The sequence below is a fragment of the Xanthomonas albilineans genome, from assembly GCF_002939705.1.
Lineage (GTDB): Bacteria > Pseudomonadota > Gammaproteobacteria > Xanthomonadales > Xanthomonadaceae > Xanthomonas_A > Xanthomonas_A albilineans.
In genome coordinates this window covers 268,718-285,115 of sequence record NZ_MDCB01000004.1, presented here as the reverse complement: position 1 = coordinate 285,115, position 16,398 = coordinate 268,718, and the positions used below count along the sequence as shown (strand labels likewise).

The window sequence follows — 16,398 nt, the reverse complement described above, 5'->3', positions numbered from 1 at the left end:
CCCGTGGGCGTATGCCTGCCGCGCTTTTTTTTCCGCTGCCATTGGCTTGGCGATGGCGGCTGGCGATCCATGGCGATGACCGCGATGCGCGCGGCACGCCGAACGACACATCGATTGGGCGCGGCGCACTGCCGACGCCTCGGAAGGACGTGATATGAGCATGCATCCCCTGCTGATCGAACTGGGCACCGAAGAACTGCCGGTCAAGGCATTGCCGGGCCTGGCGCAGGCGCTGTTCGACGGCGTGATCGCCGGGCTGGACAAGCGCGGCATCGCGGTCGAACGCGGCGACGCCAAGCCGCTGTCCACTCCGCGCCGGCTGGCGGTGCTGCTGCCGGGCGTGGCTGCCGAACAACCGGAACAGCGCGCGGAAGTCCTCGGGCCTTACCTCAACATCGCCCTGGATGCCGACGGCCAGCCGACCAAGGCGCTGGAAGGCTTCGCCGCCAAGGCCGGGATCGCCTGGACCGCGCTGGAGCGCACCCGCGACGCCAAGGGCGAGCGCTTCGTGCACCGCGCCGTACACCCCGGCGCACGCACCGCGACGCTGCTGCCGGACATCCTGCGCGAAGCAATCGCCGCGATGCCCATTCCCAAGCCGATGCGCTGGGGCGATCACGACTACGGTTTCGCGCGGCCGGTGCAGTGGCTGGTGCTGCTGTTCGGCAACGAGGTGGTGCCCGCGCACTTGCTCGGCGTGCAGGCCGACCGGCACAGCCGTGGCCATCGCTTCCTGCACGATGCGCCGGTGACGCTGGCGCAGCCGGGCGATTACGTGGCTGCATTGCAGGCGGCGCAGGTGCTGGTGGACGCGGACGTGCGCCGCGCGCGCATCGTCGCCGAGGTCGAGCAGGCCGCGCGCCAGGCCGGTGGTCGTGCGCGCATCGCCGAGGACAATCTGGCGCAGGTGGTGAATCTGGTGGAATGGCCCTCGGCGGTGCTGTGCCGTTTCGAGCCGGCGTTCCTGGCGGTGCCGCAGGAAGCGCTGATCGAAACGATGGAGAGCAACCAGAAGTTCTTCCCGGTGCTGGATGCCGACGGCAAGCTCACCGAGCATTTCATCGGTATCGCCAATATCGTCTCGCGCGACGTCGCCGAAGTCGCCAAGGGCTACGAGCGGGTGATCCGCCCGCGCTTCGCCGACGCCAAGTTCTTCTTCGACGAAGACCTCAAACAAGGTCTGCAAGCGATGGGGGCGGGTCTGGCCGGCGTGACCTATCAGGCCAAGCTCGGCAGCCTTGCCGACAAGGTGCGGCGCGTGGCTGCATTGGCTGAGGCGATTGCCGCGCAGGTCGGCGCCGATCCGGCGCAGGCGCGCCGCGCCGCCGAACTGAGCAAGAACGACCTGCAATCGCGCATGGTCAACGAATTTCCCGAACTGCAAGGCATTGCCGGCCGTTATTACGCCAGTGTCGCCGGCGCGCCGCGCGCGATTGCGCTGGCCATCGACGAAGCCTACCAGCCGCGCTTCGCCGGCGACGATATCGCGCTGTCGCCGCTGGGCAAGGTGCTGGCCATCGCCGAACGCCTGGACACGCTGGCTGGTGGATTTGCCGCGGGGTTGAAGCCCACCGGCAACAAGGACCCGTTCGCGCTGCGGCGCAATGCGCTGGGTCTGGCGCGGACTGTGATCGAGAGTGGGTTGGATATCAATCTGCGCACATTTCTTGATCAAGCGTTGGAGGCTGTTGCTTTTGCAAAAACGCTACAGAAAGACAAGCAGGCTGAAAATGCCGCTGCAACGGCACGTGCTTCAGGCGTGCAGGCCCACGCGATCCCGAACGTGGGTGGCACCAAGCTTGCTGAGCTTGAGGAGCTCTACGACTTCATCCTCGACCGCCTGCGCGGCTACTACGCCGACAAGGGCGTGCCGGCGACGCATTTCAATGCGGTCGCCGAATTGAAAGTGGCCTCGCTCTACGACATCGACCGTCGCATCGACGCCATCGGCACCTTCGCCACGTTGCCGGAAGCCGACGCCTTGGCCGCCGCGAACAAACGTATTCGCAACATCCTGCGCAAGGCCGAGGACGCCATTCCCGCGCAGGTCGATGCATCGCTGCTGCGCGAGCCGGCCGAACGCGCGCTGGCCGAAGCGGTGGAAGCCGCAATCGCCGAGACCGACGGTGCCCTGCGTCAGCGCGATTACGTCAGCGTGCTGAATGTGCTGGCACGGCTGCGACCGCAAGTGGATGCGTTCTTCGATGGGGTGATGGTCAACGCCGAGGACCCGGCGCTGCGCGGCAACCGCCTGGCGCTGCTCAAGCGCCTGGGCGAACGCCTGGGCAGTGTCGCGGCAATCGAACATCTGTCCTCGGTAAACTGAGGCTGCATCTTCCCGTTTTCCGCCATCGGCAAACGGGGACTCAAACGATCATCGCCAGTCGCATGGCTGGTGTGATCCTGCACGCGCGGGAGCGTGGAGGCAGCGCCGACTGAATCGGTCAGCGCCTGCCTGCTGGCGCGCGATTGTCGATTATTTCGACTCAGTCTCGTTGTCGCCGTAGAACACCAAGCCCAGGCGAATCCGCTCGCGACCTTGTTCGCGGCGATGGCGATTGGTGTCGCGCAAGGAATAGACGCAGCCGCAGTATTCCTGCTGGTAGAAACGCTCGCGTTTGCTGATTTCGATCATTCGCGCGGAACCGCCGTGCTTGCGCCAGTTGTAGTCCCAGTAGGTCAGCCCAGCGTAAGGCGCGGCGGCGCGGATGCCGCTGTCGGTGATTTGCTGCATGTTCTTCCAGCGCGAGATTCCCAGCGAACTGGTGATGACCGGGAAACCATGTTCGTGCGCATACAGCGCCGTGCGCTCGAAGCGCATGTCGAAGCACATGGTGCAACGGATGCCACGCTCGGGCTCGTTCTCCATGCCTTTGGCACGCGCGAACCAGTTGTCGGTGTCGTAGTCGGCGTCGACGAATGGCACGCCATGTTGTTCGGCGAAGCGGATGTTTTCCTGCTTGCGCAGTTCGTATTCCTTGGCCGGATGGATATTGGGGTTGTAGAAGAACACCGTGTAATCGATACCCGATTCGACGAATGCTTCCATCAACTCGCCCGAACACGGCGCGCAACACGAATGCAGCAGCAGGCGGTCGCCGCCACCAGGCAAGACAAGTTGTTCACGTGTGTTACTCATAGGCTCCTCCCGATCGGCTTCACGGCGCTGGGGACATCCAGGCCGCTATCGCCCTGGCGGCGGTTCATTTTGAAGGGCGAAGCGCCAGTTTACCAAACATGGCCGTCATCCCGATGATGGCTGTGGCTTTCGCCGTCAGACCAGCATCTTCACATCTGGCCGCGACTGCGGATGCGCAATGTCGGCTAGCCGATGACGCCCGTTGAATCCAGCCGTGCGATTGACCCAAAATTAATTTCTCGCAGATCAGTACTGCGCATGGCGGCGCGGCACCAACGAAAATGCCAACGGGTTGACGCGCCAATACTTGCCACGGCAGACCGATTTCAGCACCATAACCGATGCACACCTACGATGGATCGAGCAGCGGCTACAATCGTCCGCGCAAGATACTCGGATTCAAAACGCCCCTCGAAGTCTTCTCCGAGGAGGTCCTCAACACCGTTGTGAATCGGAGCTGAATTCGCCATTCATGTAATCTTGACGGTGTGTGTTTGCTTCGGTATCTCTACGTGGGAGTTGCAGTTGCTTATTCTGTAACTCATTGGAGTGTATTAATCGCGTCTATGTTGGATAAATCAGCTAAAAGGGAGTTTCGATGAAAAGCGATTCTAGTCTCGGCAATAAGTCTGCTTTGAGCGATAAGTCTACCGGCAAGATGAAGGTGCTGGCGCTGCAGGAACTGGAAGGCGTGAGCGGCGGGGGTCTGGATGCGTGGAGTACCCAAAGTGCCGAATGCGGTGGCGTCACCGGTAACCAGTGGAGCACCATTAGTCGTGCCTGTCGGCAAGTCGGCGGCACTGGAGGCGTCGGAGAATAATCAGCCGCTAATCTCGCTTTGATGTAGCAAGTCGGCCGTGCGATCCGCTGGTTCGCACGGTTTGTTGCTTACCATGGGCCTATAGGCGCGGCTATCCGATCTTTAATCTGCGGCGCGCAACATATCGGCGCCTAGCATCGCGCATAATTTCTGCGAGGTTAACTTGAATCACCAGAATGCTGGGGATCTTAACGCGCATCCCGAGTTTTTCGTCCCATTAAATAAATACAGGCCGAAATCCACGTATCATGATTACGTTGTTCCGCTTCTGCCTGCGCTATGGCGGCTACGACGCGATTACTTCTGGACGCAGGCCGTGGCGCCAGTCTCTCCGTATCTCACGCAGGGCTGGAAGATCCATATTAGTTGCACATTGAAGGACGCTAAGACCGTGCTTGAGCGGGTGACGCGCGTCTGCACCGATGACGGAACCGAATTCAAGTTCGCGAGCGATGAATTCATACATCGAAAGTTGCTTTCCAAGTCAGCGGCAAGGCAGTCGGGCGGAAAGTTCATGACGATCTATCCAGCCAGCATCGAAAAATTCGAGGGTCTGATTGAGTCGCTGTACCGAACGCTCCAGGATATTCAAGGTCCTTACATCCTGTCCGACAGGCAATACAAGGATTCTGGTGCGGTGTTCTATCGATATGGCGGATTTCGCGCCTTCACTGTCCGTGATTTTCATGGCCGAGAGAAGAGCATGATTCTGGATGAAGGCTTCCGTTTGGTGGAAGATCAGCGCATCCCTCACTTTCGCGTTCCCGAGTTCGTGACCGATAAGCGCTGGGGACAAATCGACGAACCTGCTGATGCTGTAGTTGCGGATGTCTTATTCGGTGATGAGTATTCAATTGAGTCTGTGCTCAAGTTCTCCAATGCTGGTGGTGTATATGCAGGACGGCGCGTAACCGACGGTCTTTCGGTGGTAATAAAGGAAGCGCGTCCGCATGTCGATGCGGAGATCAACGGACTGGACCCATTGAGTCGTCTCAGGAAGGAACAAAGAATTCTGCATGTCCTGGAAGGGAGTGGCATCGCGCCGCGCCCGCTCGGCTTGTTTGTCGAGTGGGAGCATACATTCCTCGTCCAGGAGAAGATCGCGGGGAAAACACTCAGGGAATACTGCCTTGACGCAACAAAGTCGCTGTATCCAGGATCTTCTCAAGCCGATGTCAGAACATGGTTGCAGCAGTCGGCAGCCATTGGTGCCGATCTGATAGAGAAGGTGCGGTTGCTTCATGCCGAAGGCATCGTATTCGGCGATATCTCGACCAATAATATCATTATCGACCCAGAATCTTTGACATTGCGCCTCATCGACTTTGAAGGCGCGCTCCAAGTGGGAATTGACCAGAATATCAATATCTACACTCCTGGATTCGGCGCCCCAGATCGTCGTGAGCGAGAAGTTGCTCAGGCATCTGACGATCTCTATGCGCTGGGTTGCGTTTTGCTGGCGCTGCTGGCACCAAGCTCGGTATCGCTGGACATCGTGAAAGAGTATCCCGAGCGGATACTTGCCGAATTGATGGTTGATGTTGGCCTACCGCGCGCGTTTAAGACATGTATCGAGTCGCTGCTGCGAGATCCCTGCGCCGACCTGCGGGAGTGTCGGCGACTGCTCGAGTCGATCAGCCTGGATCGGGTGACAGAGTTTTCGATCGAATCGATGGATTCGCACCGTCCCAATGTCGCGCAAGTGGTCGGGAAAGCGATGGATTACATGCGCAACGTGATGTCGATGGATCATCCGTGGCGCCCATTCCCGTTGGGCGCGCAGAGTGTGGATCTCATTGCAGTCGATCATGGCGTTGCAGGAGTCGCGCTTGCCTGGCAACAGGTTGAAAAGAACGTTCCGGTCAATTTGAAGGAGTGGATGGCGCGTTCGGAGACCAAGGGCAACCATCTGCCAGGTTTGCTTAATGGCCTGTGCGGCATGGCGTGGGTTCAGTGCGCGATTGGCTTGACTGACGAGTCCGAACGCGTGTTGGCGCGAGCGGCCGAGCACCACTTACTGCACGAGAACATGTCGTTAGGGTATGGTTATGCCGGTTATGGTTTGACCTGCCTCAAACTTTGGCTTACCAACAAGGACGCCAAACACTTGGAAGAGGCGGAAAAAGTAGGTAAAGCGTTGCTGGCGACAGGTGTTGCTCAGGAGCCCGGGGTCGCCTGGAACCTGGATGCCCATGGTTATACTGGACTTGGCCTTCACACTGGAGCCTCGGGTATCGCCTTGTTCTTGCTTTACTTAGGCGTAGCCACGGGGAAAAACGTTTACATTAGCCTCGCAATGCAGGGTTTGGATTACGATATCTCCCATGGGCGCACTGTCAATGGCGCTGTAGGATTTTCGAGTGACACCGTGCCGGAAAATCGTATTCTGTATCCCTATCTCAGCGCAGGCACCGCCGGCGTGGCATCCGTTGCGGTGCGCATGTACGCCATTACCCGGCAGGAAAAATACAAGATGTTTGTCGATCAGGTTAAGGCGTCGGTTGCCCAGAAGTACACGATGAGCGGTGATCTGTTTCTTGGACTTTCCGGGATCGGGCATTATCTTCTGGACGCCGCGCAATTCCTAGAGGATGATAGCTACCGGCGCTTGGCATGGCGGGTTGCCAGCGGTTTGAATCTTTTCAAGATAGAAAAGGATTCTGGGATATGTTTTCCTGGCGGGAACTCGCCGAAGATAAGTTGCTCGCTGGCGAGTGGAGGCGCGGGCATCATTTCTTATCTGGATCGCCTGGCTTGTGAAAAGAAGAATGAAGTGCTTATGCTAGATGAAATACTGGCGACAAACTAGGGGTGTGTCCATGGTATACAGGAAAAGTGGAGGTCGGGGCGAGGCGGATGTCGTTGCCCAGCTGCGCACGCAGAATCGGATTTTGAAGGCGTTCTTGGCTGTGGCGCTGGCGCTGCCTTTGATGTTTATGATGATGGGCGCGCGTAGTCCGGTTCGCAGGGAGGTCTTCTCCGAAATTGATGTCAATCGCATCAATATCGTCAACCGCGATGGATCGAAATCCATGGTCTTGGCGGCAAGCGGATTTCTGCCGGATCCTGTGACGGATGGAAAGGTCGGGAAAAGCGATCGCGGCAAGATGCCTGGGATGTTGTTCTACAATGGCGTAGGCGACGAGGTCGGCGGGCTGATCTATGACGGCTATATCGATAAGGACGGCAAGCCAAATGGCGGCGTGCATCTCTCCATGGATCGGTATGGCGGAGATCAGCAGATGGCCCTGCATCATTACGAGGAGGGTGGGCTCATGGAGACGGGTCTTTCCGTATTCGATCGCGGTCTCTATAGGCAATACAAGGGGTTGTATGAGAAATACTTGGCTGCCCCGAAAGGTGTGGAGAAGGATGCGCTGTTGAAGCAATGGAAGGAGGCAGGCGGTCAGCAGACCCAGAGGCTCTTTGTTGGGCGCACGCGTGGAAAGTCGTCCGCCGTCATCCTCGCGGACGAGGCGGGAAGGCCCAGGATCATTATGTCCGTCGCGCCTGGCGGCAAGGCATCGTTGGACTTCATCGATGACAAGGGCGATGTCATCCAGAGTTTCCCGGGGAACTCTGCTGCGAGTAGGTAGTTGATAGGGAAGAGACAGATCATGGATCAAGATGCGCCTGGTAGAGCGGAGAAGAGTTCCCGCGGGATGTTTCGCCATCAGGCGCTCGCCGCATCGACGGAGCCAAAGTCCTACGGCACGGTGCTTCTGCTTGGAGATCGGCTCGCCGGAGGGATGGCGTTGGCAGGCGTGCTGATCGTCGCGCTGATCCTGCTGTTTCTTGCCACGTTCAGCACGTCACGGAAGGTGCAGTGGCAGGGCGTGGTTGTCCCTGCAGGCGGAACCGTGTCGGTCATAGCACCCTCCGCAGGGAGCGTCTCCAGGGTCTTGGTGAGGGAAGGCGAGCAAGTGCACGCCGGGCAAGCCATGTTCATGTTGTCGGAGTCGCTCGGCAATGCACGCCTTGAAGGCGGCGATGGTGCGATTCCCGAACTCCTCGATGAACGCCGTCAGAGTCTGAAAAGAGAGACAACAGAGCGTCAACGGAAAGCTGAGCTGCTGAAGACCTCGATGTTGGAGCGGCTTGGCGATTACGACGAAGAGGTTCGCGCGGCTTCCCAGCAGGAGCAGTTGCAGGTGCAGGTCATCGCGCTTGCCGAGCAGACTTCGAGGACCTATTCGGATCTGGAAAGTTCCAAGTATGTGTCAGGCATTGCTGTTCGCGAAAAACATCTGGATCTTCTGGGAAAAAAACAGCAGCTGGTGGACATCCGTCGGCAAATCCAGCGATTGCGCAGGGAACGCAGTTCCCTGGCGTCCGACATGCAGAGCCAAATGGAGCAGTCCAAACTCGACTCGCTCGATCTGCAGCGGAAGACGTTTGAACTGGATCAGCAACTGACCGAAAGCACGGGTACCCGCACTGTCGTGGTCCGCGCGCTTGGGAATGGCGTTGTCGGGACGGTCAATGTTGCTGCGGGCCAGGGGGTGGGTGCGCTACTGCCATTGGCTGTGCTGATACCCGAAGACCGTCCGCTTGAGGTCGAGATGTATGCACCGTCGCAGGCGGTGGGACTGATGCGCGAGGGGATGGATGTGTCGTTGCGGTATTCTGCGTTCCCATACCAGAAGTTCGGCCAGCAGAAAGGTCGGGTCAAGGCGATTTCGCGATCCACGATGCGAGTCGAGGAGGTCAGGCTTCCGGCAAGCCTAATGAAGTCGGGGGCGGAGCCTCTCTATCGGGTTCGCATCGATATCGGGTCTCCGACCGTCAGGGTGTACGGCAGAGAGGTGCCTTTGAGGCCGGGGATGCTTGTCGAAGGAAGCGTCAACCTGGAGAAACGAAAGTTATATGAATGGATTCTCGATCCGCTGTTTACCGTGACTGGACGACTCTGAAGAGGCTTGAATCGAGATGATGGATCGCCTGAGGGTCGGTCTTTGTAAGGGGCGCGTGCTGCCGGTGACCCTTCAAGCGGAGGCCAGCGAGTGCGGGATCGCCTGCATGGCCATGATCGCGTGCTACTGGGGACATCAGCTGGACCTGCAGAGCCTCCGCAAGAGGTTCCCCACGTCCATTCGAGGGGTCACCATGCTCGGTCTCGTCGATATGGCCGAATCCTGCTCGTTGAAAGCGCGCGCTTTAAGTCTGGATTTGGATGATCTTTCGGATCTGGCAACACCCTGCATATTGCACTGGAATTTCAACCACTTTGTCGTACTGAAGCGCGTGCTGCGCGATGGAATCGTTATCCACGATCCATCCACCGGGCGCCGCCACGTGCCGATGCGCGAGGTGAGCAAGGCGTTTACCGGCGTTGCACTTGAGCTGACTCCCAGTAGCGATTTTGTGCCGGTCAAGGAGGTGCAGACCTATCGCATTCGCGACCTGATGGGGCGAGTTATCGGGCTCCGGCGGGGTTTGGCGAAAGTGGTGTGCCTTGGCTTGGCAATCCAGGCGTGCATGCTCGTCTTGCCGTTCTATTTGCAATGGACCGTCGATGAGGCGCTGGTCAATGGAGACCTTGGCCTTATATCGGTTTTAGGCATCGGATTCATTCTTTTGGTGATGATGCAGGCGGTCTTCACCATGGCGCGGACCTGGGCGACAACGGCACTATCCACCAGCTTCAATTTTCAGTGGCTTGGGAATGCTTTCTCGCACCTGATGAAGTTGCCACTGCCTTACTTCGAAAAGAGAAGTACGGCCGATATCGTGTCCAGATTCAATTCGATTCTGGCAATGCAGCGAATCGTGACGACGCAGTTCGTTGAGGTGGTACTCGATGGATTGATGGCGATTGGCACTTTGGTGATGATGTTCATCTACAGCGGACGCCTTGCACTGGTGACGCTGGGTGCGGTGACGCTGTATCTGCTACTCCGCCTAGTGTTCTTCGGACGTCTGCGAAACGCCACGTCGGAGCAGATCATTCATGCTGCCCATCAGGAGCAGAATTTCATGGAATCAGTCCGAGGTATTCAGAGTATTCGGATCTTCGGTCGCGGCGAAGTGAGGCGCAACATCTGGGCGAATGCGTTGGCCGATCAATTCAATGCGGATCTCAATATATCGCGCATCTCAATCCTGCATCAGTCTGCTAATGGCCTGGTTTTCAATGTGGAAAGGATTGCTGTTATTTGGCTGGGTGCTTTGGCTGTTATTGAAAAGAATTTATCTGTCGGAATGTTGTTTGCGTACATCAGTTATAAGGATCAGTTCAGTCAACGGATGGCGAGCCTTGTCGATAAGCTGTTCGAGGCCAGGATGCTTTCATTGCACGGCGCTCGAGTAGCGGACATCGTGATGACGCCAGCCGAGGAGTCAAGAAGCCAGCTTGATCGGTCTGCGCCCTTGGACAATGTCGAACTTGAGCTGCGCAACGTCAGCTTTCGCTACTCACAGGGCGAGAGGGACGTATTGCGCGATTTGAATCTCAAGGTGGCTTACGGGGAGTCTGTCGCCATTATGGGCCCGTCTGGCTCTGGCAAGACCACTCTGGTCAAGCTATTGCTTGGACTGTTAGAGCCGACCAGTGGGGAGATAATAATAAATGGCATCCCAATAAATCGCTTTGGTCTGTTGCGGTACCGCAAACTCTTGGGGACGGTGATGCAGAACGACACTCTGTTCGCCGGCTCCCTAGCGGACAATATCGCTTTCTTCCATCCCGAGCCAGATATGGAGCGCGTGTATGAGTGCGCACGGCTTGCTTCCATCAGTAAGGAGATTGAAGAAATGCCCATGCAGTATCACACTATCGTGGGGGATATCGGTGCAGGTCTTTCCGGTGGACAGATCCAGAGGATTCTTTTGGCTAGAGCGCTTTATGGGGGGCCATCTATCTTGGTACTCGACGAGGCGACGAGTCACCTGGATATCGCCAATGAATCCGCGGTCAATGACGCGATAAAACACCTGGAGTTGACCAGGATCATCATTGCACATCGCCCAGAGACCATCGCGAGTGCGGGTCGTGTAGTGAAACTCGTTAATGGAGCCCTGTGGTCGTCGCCAGCGCCAGCGACTGTATCGGCAAGCGCTTGAGTTGCCCGGGCGGTTGGGGACGCCGGGCGTCGGCACACAACGTAGCTGGCCTATCCAGGTGCGTCGCTGGGCAGGCCTTAGAGCTTTTTTGTGACGACCTCCTGCAGCATCGCCTTATCCAGGCTTAGGTCGGCCACCAGCTGTTTAAGCTTGCGGTTTTCCTCCTCCAGCAGTCGCAAGCGCTTGAGCTCAGACGGCCCCAGACCACCGTACTTCTTCCGCCATACGTAAAACGTGGCCTCGGCAATTCCCATCTTCCTACAGATCTCACCGACCGCCATCCCCAACTCGGCCTGCTTGAGCGCATAGGCAATTTGCTCCTCGGTAAACCGTGACTTCTTCATCGCTTGACTCCTCGTGATGACGGGGGCCCATGCCGGCGAAGTCTCTACTTTACGATGCGCATGTTCTTAGGGGGGGGCACACTCAACCTTGTGCAGGTAGAGTTTCATGATGAAAAAGAGGTCATGGACGCGTGGCAAAACTTCCTTGCTCAATTGGGGGCGGAACGCACCGATCAAAATGCACAAAATTGGGACTTGGGATACCGCGATTTGCATTGCGCATTGTTGAAGAAAATGGCAGATAGCCTGAGCATCAGAGCTGACGCGGTGGACATTACCCGAGGTGGCTATACCCCATAGATTGGGCAAAGCGATCTCAGGACGAGGGAATGATCCTCAATGCAAAATAAAAGATTGCTGCTTTCCTGCTCAGCAATGAGTTTGATGAATGGGCAATAAACATGAAGAATGCCACGGGCAAAAAGGGGTCAGAGTGATTTACTACGGGTCTGCTATGACCCCATTGTTCGCCGTCAGACCAGCATCTTCACATCGGGCCGCGACTCCGGATGCGGGATGTCGGCTAGCCGATGACGCCCGTTGAATCCAGTCGTGCGATGACCTCATCCACCACGTTGACAAATGGCGCATCCACATTCACCGCGATCACGTCCGCCTCGTCAACGGGGGATTCCAGTGCGTCGATCTGGCTTTGCAACAGCGTCGGCGGCATGAAGTGGCCGCTGCGTGCGGCCAGACGCGCGGCGATCACGTTCATGGCCGCGTGCAGAAACACGAAGCGCATCGGAACTCCGCTGTCGCGTAGCTGTTGACGGTGCGCGCGGCGCAAGCCGGAGAAAGCCAACACGATGCCGTCGCCGACAGCGTGGGACTGGCGCAGTCGCGTCGCCAGCGCCGCGACCCAGGGCGCACGCTGCGCGTCGCTGAGCGGAATGCCACGGGCCATCTGCGCCTTGGCTTCGGCGCTATGCACGTCGTCAGCGTCCAGGAACGTCATCTGATAGTGCGCGGCCAGTGCCTGCGCGACGCTGGTCTTGCCGCTGCCCGCCACGCCCATCACGATGAGGGCGGCAGCAGGTGGTCGTGGAGGCGGTGTCGGGTCCATCACGTGTCGTTATACCTGGCGATGTCTTTGCTATGCCGCATGCGCTGGCGGGGTGCGTAAGCTGGTGTAGCGTCGGCACGCCATCGCGCATGCTGGAAACTGCAGCGTCGTTTCATCGAATCATCGCATGTTCGTCAATCCAGGATCGCCGATGTCCCTCTCATCGCAACGCACCGACGCGCCGCTGCGCTGGTCCGAGACACTCGGCTACGGCATCGGCGACATGGGGTTCAACCTTTACTGGGCCAATATTTCCGCATTCCTGCTGATCTTCTACACCGATACCATGGGCCTGCCGGCGGCCGCGGTGGGCACGATGCTGTTGGTGACCAAGCTGGTGGATGCGGTGTGCGATCCGTTGATGGGCGCGATCGCCGACCGTACCCGCACGCGCTGGGGTAAGTTCCGACCCTATTTGCTGTTCGCGGCGTTGCCAATGGCGGGCAGTGCGGTGCTGGCCTATACCACGCCGGAGTTGGACACGGGCGGTCGCCTGCTCTGGGCCTATGTCACCTTCGGGCTGATGATGCTGATGTACACCGTGCTTAGCATTCCGTACTCGGCGCTGTCGGGCGTGATGACCGCCGACAGTCAGCAACGCACTACGCTCATCAGCGTCCGCTTCATCGCCGCGTTCGTCGGCACCTGCCTGGTCAACTATGCCACGCTGGATCTGGTGCGCTGGTTCGGCAACGGCGACGACGCGCGGGGCTGGCAATGCACCATGCTGCTGTACGGCGCGGTGGCCGCGGCGTCGTTCGCGATCGTGTTCGCGAGCACGCGCGAACGATTGCAGCCGTTGTCGCAGTCGCGCGCGCCAGTGTTGCAGGATATCGCCGATCTGCTGCGCAATCGGCCGTGGCGGGTGTTGTTCGCGTTGGCATTGATCATCATGGTCACCATCGTCATGCGCGGCGGTGCCGGTGTGTACTACCTCAAATATTACGTTGGCCGTCCGGATCTGGCCGGTTGGTTCCTCGGCGGCTATTCGGTGGCGTTGGCGCTGGGTGCGGCCGCCACGCCGCTGTTGACCCGCTGGTGCGAGAAGCGGCGCTTGATGATTTGGTTGATGACCAGCGCCGGCGTGCTCAGTTGTGCGATGTTCTTCGTCCCGCGCAAGGCGATCTGGGTGCTGTTCGCGATCAATCTGTTGGTGGGCCTGGCGTTGGGGCCGAAATCGCCGCTGGCGTTCTCCATGTATGCCGATAGCGCCGACTACACCGAGTGGAAGACCGGGCGTCGCGCCACCGCGATGACGTTCTCGGCGGCGACGTTCTCGCAAAAGCTTGGCGCTGCGCTGGCCTCGGCCTGCATCGCCTGGATGCTGGCGGCGATGGGCTATGTCGCCAATCAGGTGCAGAGCGATGCCTCGCAACGGGGCATCGCGTTGTTGTTGACGGTGATTCCTGGCGCGATCGCGTTGCTGGCGGCGTGGACGATGCGCTTCTATCCGCTGGACGATGCCGCGCTACGCCGCATCCAAGACGATTTGGCCGCGCGCAAGCGTGCGGCGGGGGAGGTTGACCGATGAACATCGCGCACGATCCGCGGCAAGACACGACGTCGCTGCTCGCACCCAGCGCCGACGGCGAGCGCTATGCGCTGTACAGCCCGACGGCGCTACCCAACGCCGGCGGCTTCCTGTGGAACCGACGGATGATGATCCATGTGACCTGTCGCGGTTACGCCACCGCGCAGTTCATGCAGCCGGAGCCGACCAAGTACGCGCATGCGCCGATCCTGGAGGCGAAGACCTTCATGCAGCCGGAGCAGCCGTACTACGCGCACCATCCCGGACGCTTCTTCTACCTCAAGGACGAGGACAGTGGCGCGCTGTATTCGGTGCCCTACGAGCCGGTCAGGGCGATGCCGCAGGCGTTCTGTTTCTCGGCTGGTCAAGCCGATGTGGTCTGGTGCGTGCGTCATGCCGACATCGAGGTGGAGCTGCGCCTGCAGTTGCCGGTGGACGATCCAGTGGAGCTGTGGCAGTGCCAGGTGCGCAATCTGGATGGGCGTGCGCGCCGGCTCGCGCTGTATGCGTACTTTCCGGTCGGTTACATGTCGTGGATGTACCAGAGCGGCGAATACCGCGCCGATCTGGGCGGCATCGTTTGTCGCAGCGTCACCGGTTATCAAAAAGTGGAGGATTATTTCCGCCATCGCGATTTCAAGGACTGCACTTTTTTACTGCACGAGCAGACGCCGGATGCCTGGGAGGCGCGGCAGTCGGCGTTCGAGGGCGAAGGTGGCCTGCATGCGCCGAGTGCGGTGATGCAGCCGCGTCTGGGCGGCAGCGAGGCACACTACGAATTGCCGACCGCGGCCTTGCAGTACCGCATGCGCTTGGTGCCGCAGCAGGCGCAGACGCTGCGCTTTCTATTCGGCCCGGCCACGGACGCGGCGGAGATCGCCGACTTGCGCGCGCGCTACCTGTCGGCGCAGGGGTTCGCCACGGCGGCGGCGGATTACCGCGCCTATCTGGCCGAGGCGGTTGGCTGTCTGCACATCGCCACGCCCGATCCGCACTTGGACAACCTGACCAACCACTGGCTGCCGCGACAAGTGTTCTATCACGGCGACGTCAACCGTCTGAGCACCGACCCGCAGACCCGCAACTATCTGCAAGACCACATGGGCATGAGCTATCTGCGCCCGCACACGGCACGCGCCGCGCTGCTGCATGCGTTGTCGCAGCAGGAAAGCAGCGGGGCGATGCCGGATGGCATCCTGCTGGTCGAGGGCGCGGAACTGAAGTACATCAATCAGGTGCCGCATACCGACCACTGCGTGTGGTTGCCGGTGTTCCTGTCGGCCTATCTGGACGAGACCGGCGATAGCGCACTGCTGCACGCGGACGTGACCACGGCCGATGGTGTCAGCCTCAGCGTCGCCGAGCGGGTCGACGCGGCGATGCGCTGGCTGCTCGGCGCGCGCGATGCGCGCGGTCTGAGCTACATCGCGCAGGGCGACTGGTGCGATCCGATGAACATGGTGGGCTATCGTGGCCGTGGCGTGTCCGGCTGGTTGTCGGTGGCCACCGCGCATGCGTTGCAACTGTGGGCGCGGATCTGCGCGCAACATGGCCGCACCGTGTCGGCGGCGCAGTGGCGCGCGGGTGCGGCCGAGCTCAATGTCGCGGTGAACCGTGAGCTGTGGGATGGCGACTGGTATGCGCGCGGCATCACCGACGATGGCGTGCGCTTCGGCATCAAGGACGACCAAGAAGGCCGCATCTATCTCAATCCGCAGAGCTGGGCGCTGCTCGCCGGCACCGCCGATGCGGCACAGCGCCAACGCCTGTTGCAGGCGATCGACGCGCAGTTGGACACGCCCTATGGGCCGGTCATGCTGGACCCGCCCTATAAGGCGATGCGCGAGGACGTGGGCCGGCTGACCCAGAAGTATCCTGGCTCGGCCGAGAACGGCGCGGTCTACAACCATGCCGCCGCGTTCTACTTGCACGCGTTGTATGCGATCGGCGACGCCGACCGTGCCTGGCGCGTGCTGCGCGCGATGATTCCAGGCCCGGAGCTGGCCGATTATCTGCAGCGCGGGCAACTGCCGGTGTTCGTCCCCAACTACTATCGCGGCGCCTGGCGCTCCTTGCCGCGCACCGCCGGCCGCTCCAGTCAACTGTTCAACACCGGCACGGCGGCATGGTTGTACCGCTGTCTGATCGAAGGCTTGTTCGGGCTGAAGGGCGACGGCGATGCGCTGTGCGTGCGTCCGCAGTTACCGTCGCATTGGCCGCAGGCGCAGGTGCAGCGGCGGTTTCGCGGTGCGCTGTTCGCGGTGCGGATGCAGCGCGCCGCAGACTGCCTCGCGCCGCAGGTGCGCGTGGATGGACGGCTGTTGGAAGAACCACGGATCGTCGAGATCGAGGCTGGCCGCCACTATGTGGTCGAGGTGCGTTTGCCGCCTGGGTGAGCTCGTGCGAGAGAGAACGATCGCGCGGGACCGGAACGCT

At 59.8% G+C, this 16,398-nt stretch carries 11 protein-coding genes and 2 pseudogenes; 10 read left to right on the top strand and 3 right to left on the bottom strand.

What is annotated here, in order from left to right:
• Positions 1 to 154 precede the first annotated feature (154 nt).
• On the top strand, positions 155 to 2,326 hold the full coding sequence (glyS, locus tag XalbCFBP2523_RS05910) for a glycine--tRNA ligase subunit beta (protein WP_045765054.1): 2,172 nt from the start codon (positions 155 to 157) through the stop codon (positions 2,324 to 2,326).
• Between the two features lie 150 nt (positions 2,327 to 2,476).
• On the opposite strand, the gene XalbCFBP2523_RS05905 is transcribed toward glyS, so the two are convergent.
• Complete coding sequence (locus tag XalbCFBP2523_RS05905; protein WP_045761188.1) at positions 2,477 to 3,139, bottom strand: epoxyqueuosine reductase QueH; 663 nt, start codon at positions 3,137 to 3,139, stop codon at positions 2,477 to 2,479.
• 235 nt (positions 3,140 to 3,374) lie between these two features.
• Between XalbCFBP2523_RS05905 and XalbCFBP2523_RS05900 the strand changes: the two are divergent.
• From XalbCFBP2523_RS05900 to XalbCFBP2523_RS05880, 6 genes and pseudogenes are all read left to right on the top strand, one after another.
• Positions 3,375 to 3,600 (top strand): annotated as a pseudogene (locus tag XalbCFBP2523_RS05900) (transposase); the annotation flags it as partial.
• 173 nt (positions 3,601 to 3,773) lie between these two features.
• Positions 3,774 to 3,959 carry a hypothetical protein gene (locus XalbCFBP2523_RS16290; RefSeq protein ID WP_146084046.1) on the top strand — a complete coding sequence of 62 codons (186 nt, stop codon included), beginning with the start codon at positions 3,774 to 3,776 and terminating at the stop codon, positions 3,957 to 3,959.
• 163 nt (positions 3,960 to 4,122) lie between these two features.
• Positions 4,123 to 6,768, top strand: coding sequence for a class III lanthionine synthetase LanKC (gene lanKC / locus XalbCFBP2523_RS05895; protein WP_146084045.1), 2,646 nt, complete (start codon positions 4,123 to 4,125; stop codon positions 6,766 to 6,768).
• Between the two features lie 82 nt (positions 6,769 to 6,850).
• Positions 6,851 to 7,555 carry a hypothetical protein gene (locus tag XalbCFBP2523_RS05890; RefSeq protein WP_146084044.1) on the top strand — a complete coding sequence of 235 codons (705 nt, stop codon included), beginning with the start codon at positions 6,851 to 6,853 and terminating at the stop codon, positions 7,553 to 7,555.
• A 21-nt stretch (positions 7,556 to 7,576) separates the two neighbouring features.
• Positions 7,577 to 8,872: an HlyD family secretion protein gene (locus tag XalbCFBP2523_RS05885; protein WP_146084043.1), complete on the top strand. Its 1,296-nt coding sequence runs from the start codon at positions 7,577 to 7,579 to the stop codon at positions 8,870 to 8,872.
• Positions 8,873 to 8,888: 16 nt separating this feature from the next.
• Positions 8,889 to 11,021: a peptidase domain-containing ABC transporter gene (locus tag XalbCFBP2523_RS05880; protein WP_211286559.1), complete on the top strand. Its 2,133-nt coding sequence runs from the start codon at positions 8,889 to 8,891 to the stop codon at positions 11,019 to 11,021.
• Positions 11,022 to 11,072: 51 nt separating this feature from the next.
• Here the strand turns inward: XalbCFBP2523_RS05880 and XalbCFBP2523_RS05875 are convergent.
• Positions 11,073 to 11,365 (bottom strand): annotated as a pseudogene (locus XalbCFBP2523_RS05875) (transposase); the annotation flags it as partial.
• Between the two features lie 54 nt (positions 11,366 to 11,419).
• Here XalbCFBP2523_RS05875 and XalbCFBP2523_RS05870 point away from each other — a divergent pair.
• Entirely contained in the window at positions 11,420 to 11,665 is a 246-nt protein-coding gene (locus XalbCFBP2523_RS05870) for a DUF6680 family protein (protein ID WP_045765059.1), read from the top strand.
• 223 nt (positions 11,666 to 11,888) lie between these two features.
• On the opposite strand, the gene XalbCFBP2523_RS05865 is transcribed toward XalbCFBP2523_RS05870, so the two are convergent.
• On the bottom strand, positions 11,889 to 12,431 hold the full coding sequence (locus tag XalbCFBP2523_RS05865) for a gluconokinase (RefSeq protein WP_045765060.1): 543 nt from the start codon (positions 12,429 to 12,431) through the stop codon (positions 11,889 to 11,891).
• A gap of 151 nt (positions 12,432 to 12,582) precedes the next feature.
• On the opposite strand from XalbCFBP2523_RS05865, the gene XalbCFBP2523_RS05860 reads away from it, so the two are divergent.
• Both XalbCFBP2523_RS05860 and XalbCFBP2523_RS05855 read left to right on the top strand, forming a co-directional pair.
• Positions 12,583 to 13,962: an MFS transporter gene (locus XalbCFBP2523_RS05860; RefSeq protein ID WP_045766579.1), complete on the top strand. Its 1,380-nt coding sequence runs from the start codon at positions 12,583 to 12,585 to the stop codon at positions 13,960 to 13,962.
• The gene (locus XalbCFBP2523_RS05855; RefSeq protein ID WP_045765061.1) at positions 13,959 to 16,358 is read left to right on the top strand and encodes a GH36-type glycosyl hydrolase domain-containing protein; all 2,400 of its coding nucleotides are present in this window, start codon (positions 13,959 to 13,961) and stop codon (positions 16,356 to 16,358) included. Before XalbCFBP2523_RS05860 ends, XalbCFBP2523_RS05855 begins: the two co-directional genes overlap by 4 nt.
• The last annotated feature ends 40 nt before the right edge of the window (positions 16,359 to 16,398 follow it).

What these genes read in the sequence shown, in the direction of transcription:
- glyS (WP_045765054.1), top strand. Translation starts at nt 155, where the DNA reads ATGAGCATGCATCCCCTGCTGATCGAACTGGGCACCGAAGAACTGCCG.
- XalbCFBP2523_RS05865 (WP_045765060.1), bottom strand. Translation starts at nt 12,431, where the DNA reads ATGGACCCGACACCGCCTCCACGACCACCTGCTGCCGCCCTCATCGTG.
- XalbCFBP2523_RS05860 (WP_045766579.1), top strand. Translation starts at nt 12,583, where the DNA reads ATGTCCCTCTCATCGCAACGCACCGACGCGCCGCTGCGCTGGTCCGAG.
- XalbCFBP2523_RS05870 (WP_045765059.1), top strand. Translation starts at nt 11,420, where the DNA reads ATGCGCATGTTCTTAGGGGGGGGCACACTCAACCTTGTGCAGGTAGAG.
- XalbCFBP2523_RS05905 (WP_045761188.1), bottom strand. Translation starts at nt 3,139, where the DNA reads ATGAGTAACACACGTGAACAACTTGTCTTGCCTGGTGGCGGCGACCGC.
- XalbCFBP2523_RS05880 (WP_211286559.1), top strand. Translation starts at nt 8,889, where the DNA reads ATGATGGATCGCCTGAGGGTCGGTCTTTGTAAGGGGCGCGTGCTGCCG.
- XalbCFBP2523_RS05885 (WP_146084043.1), top strand. Translation starts at nt 7,577, where the DNA reads ATGGATCAAGATGCGCCTGGTAGAGCGGAGAAGAGTTCCCGCGGGATG.
- XalbCFBP2523_RS05855 (WP_045765061.1), top strand. Translation starts at nt 13,959, where the DNA reads ATGAACATCGCGCACGATCCGCGGCAAGACACGACGTCGCTGCTCGCA.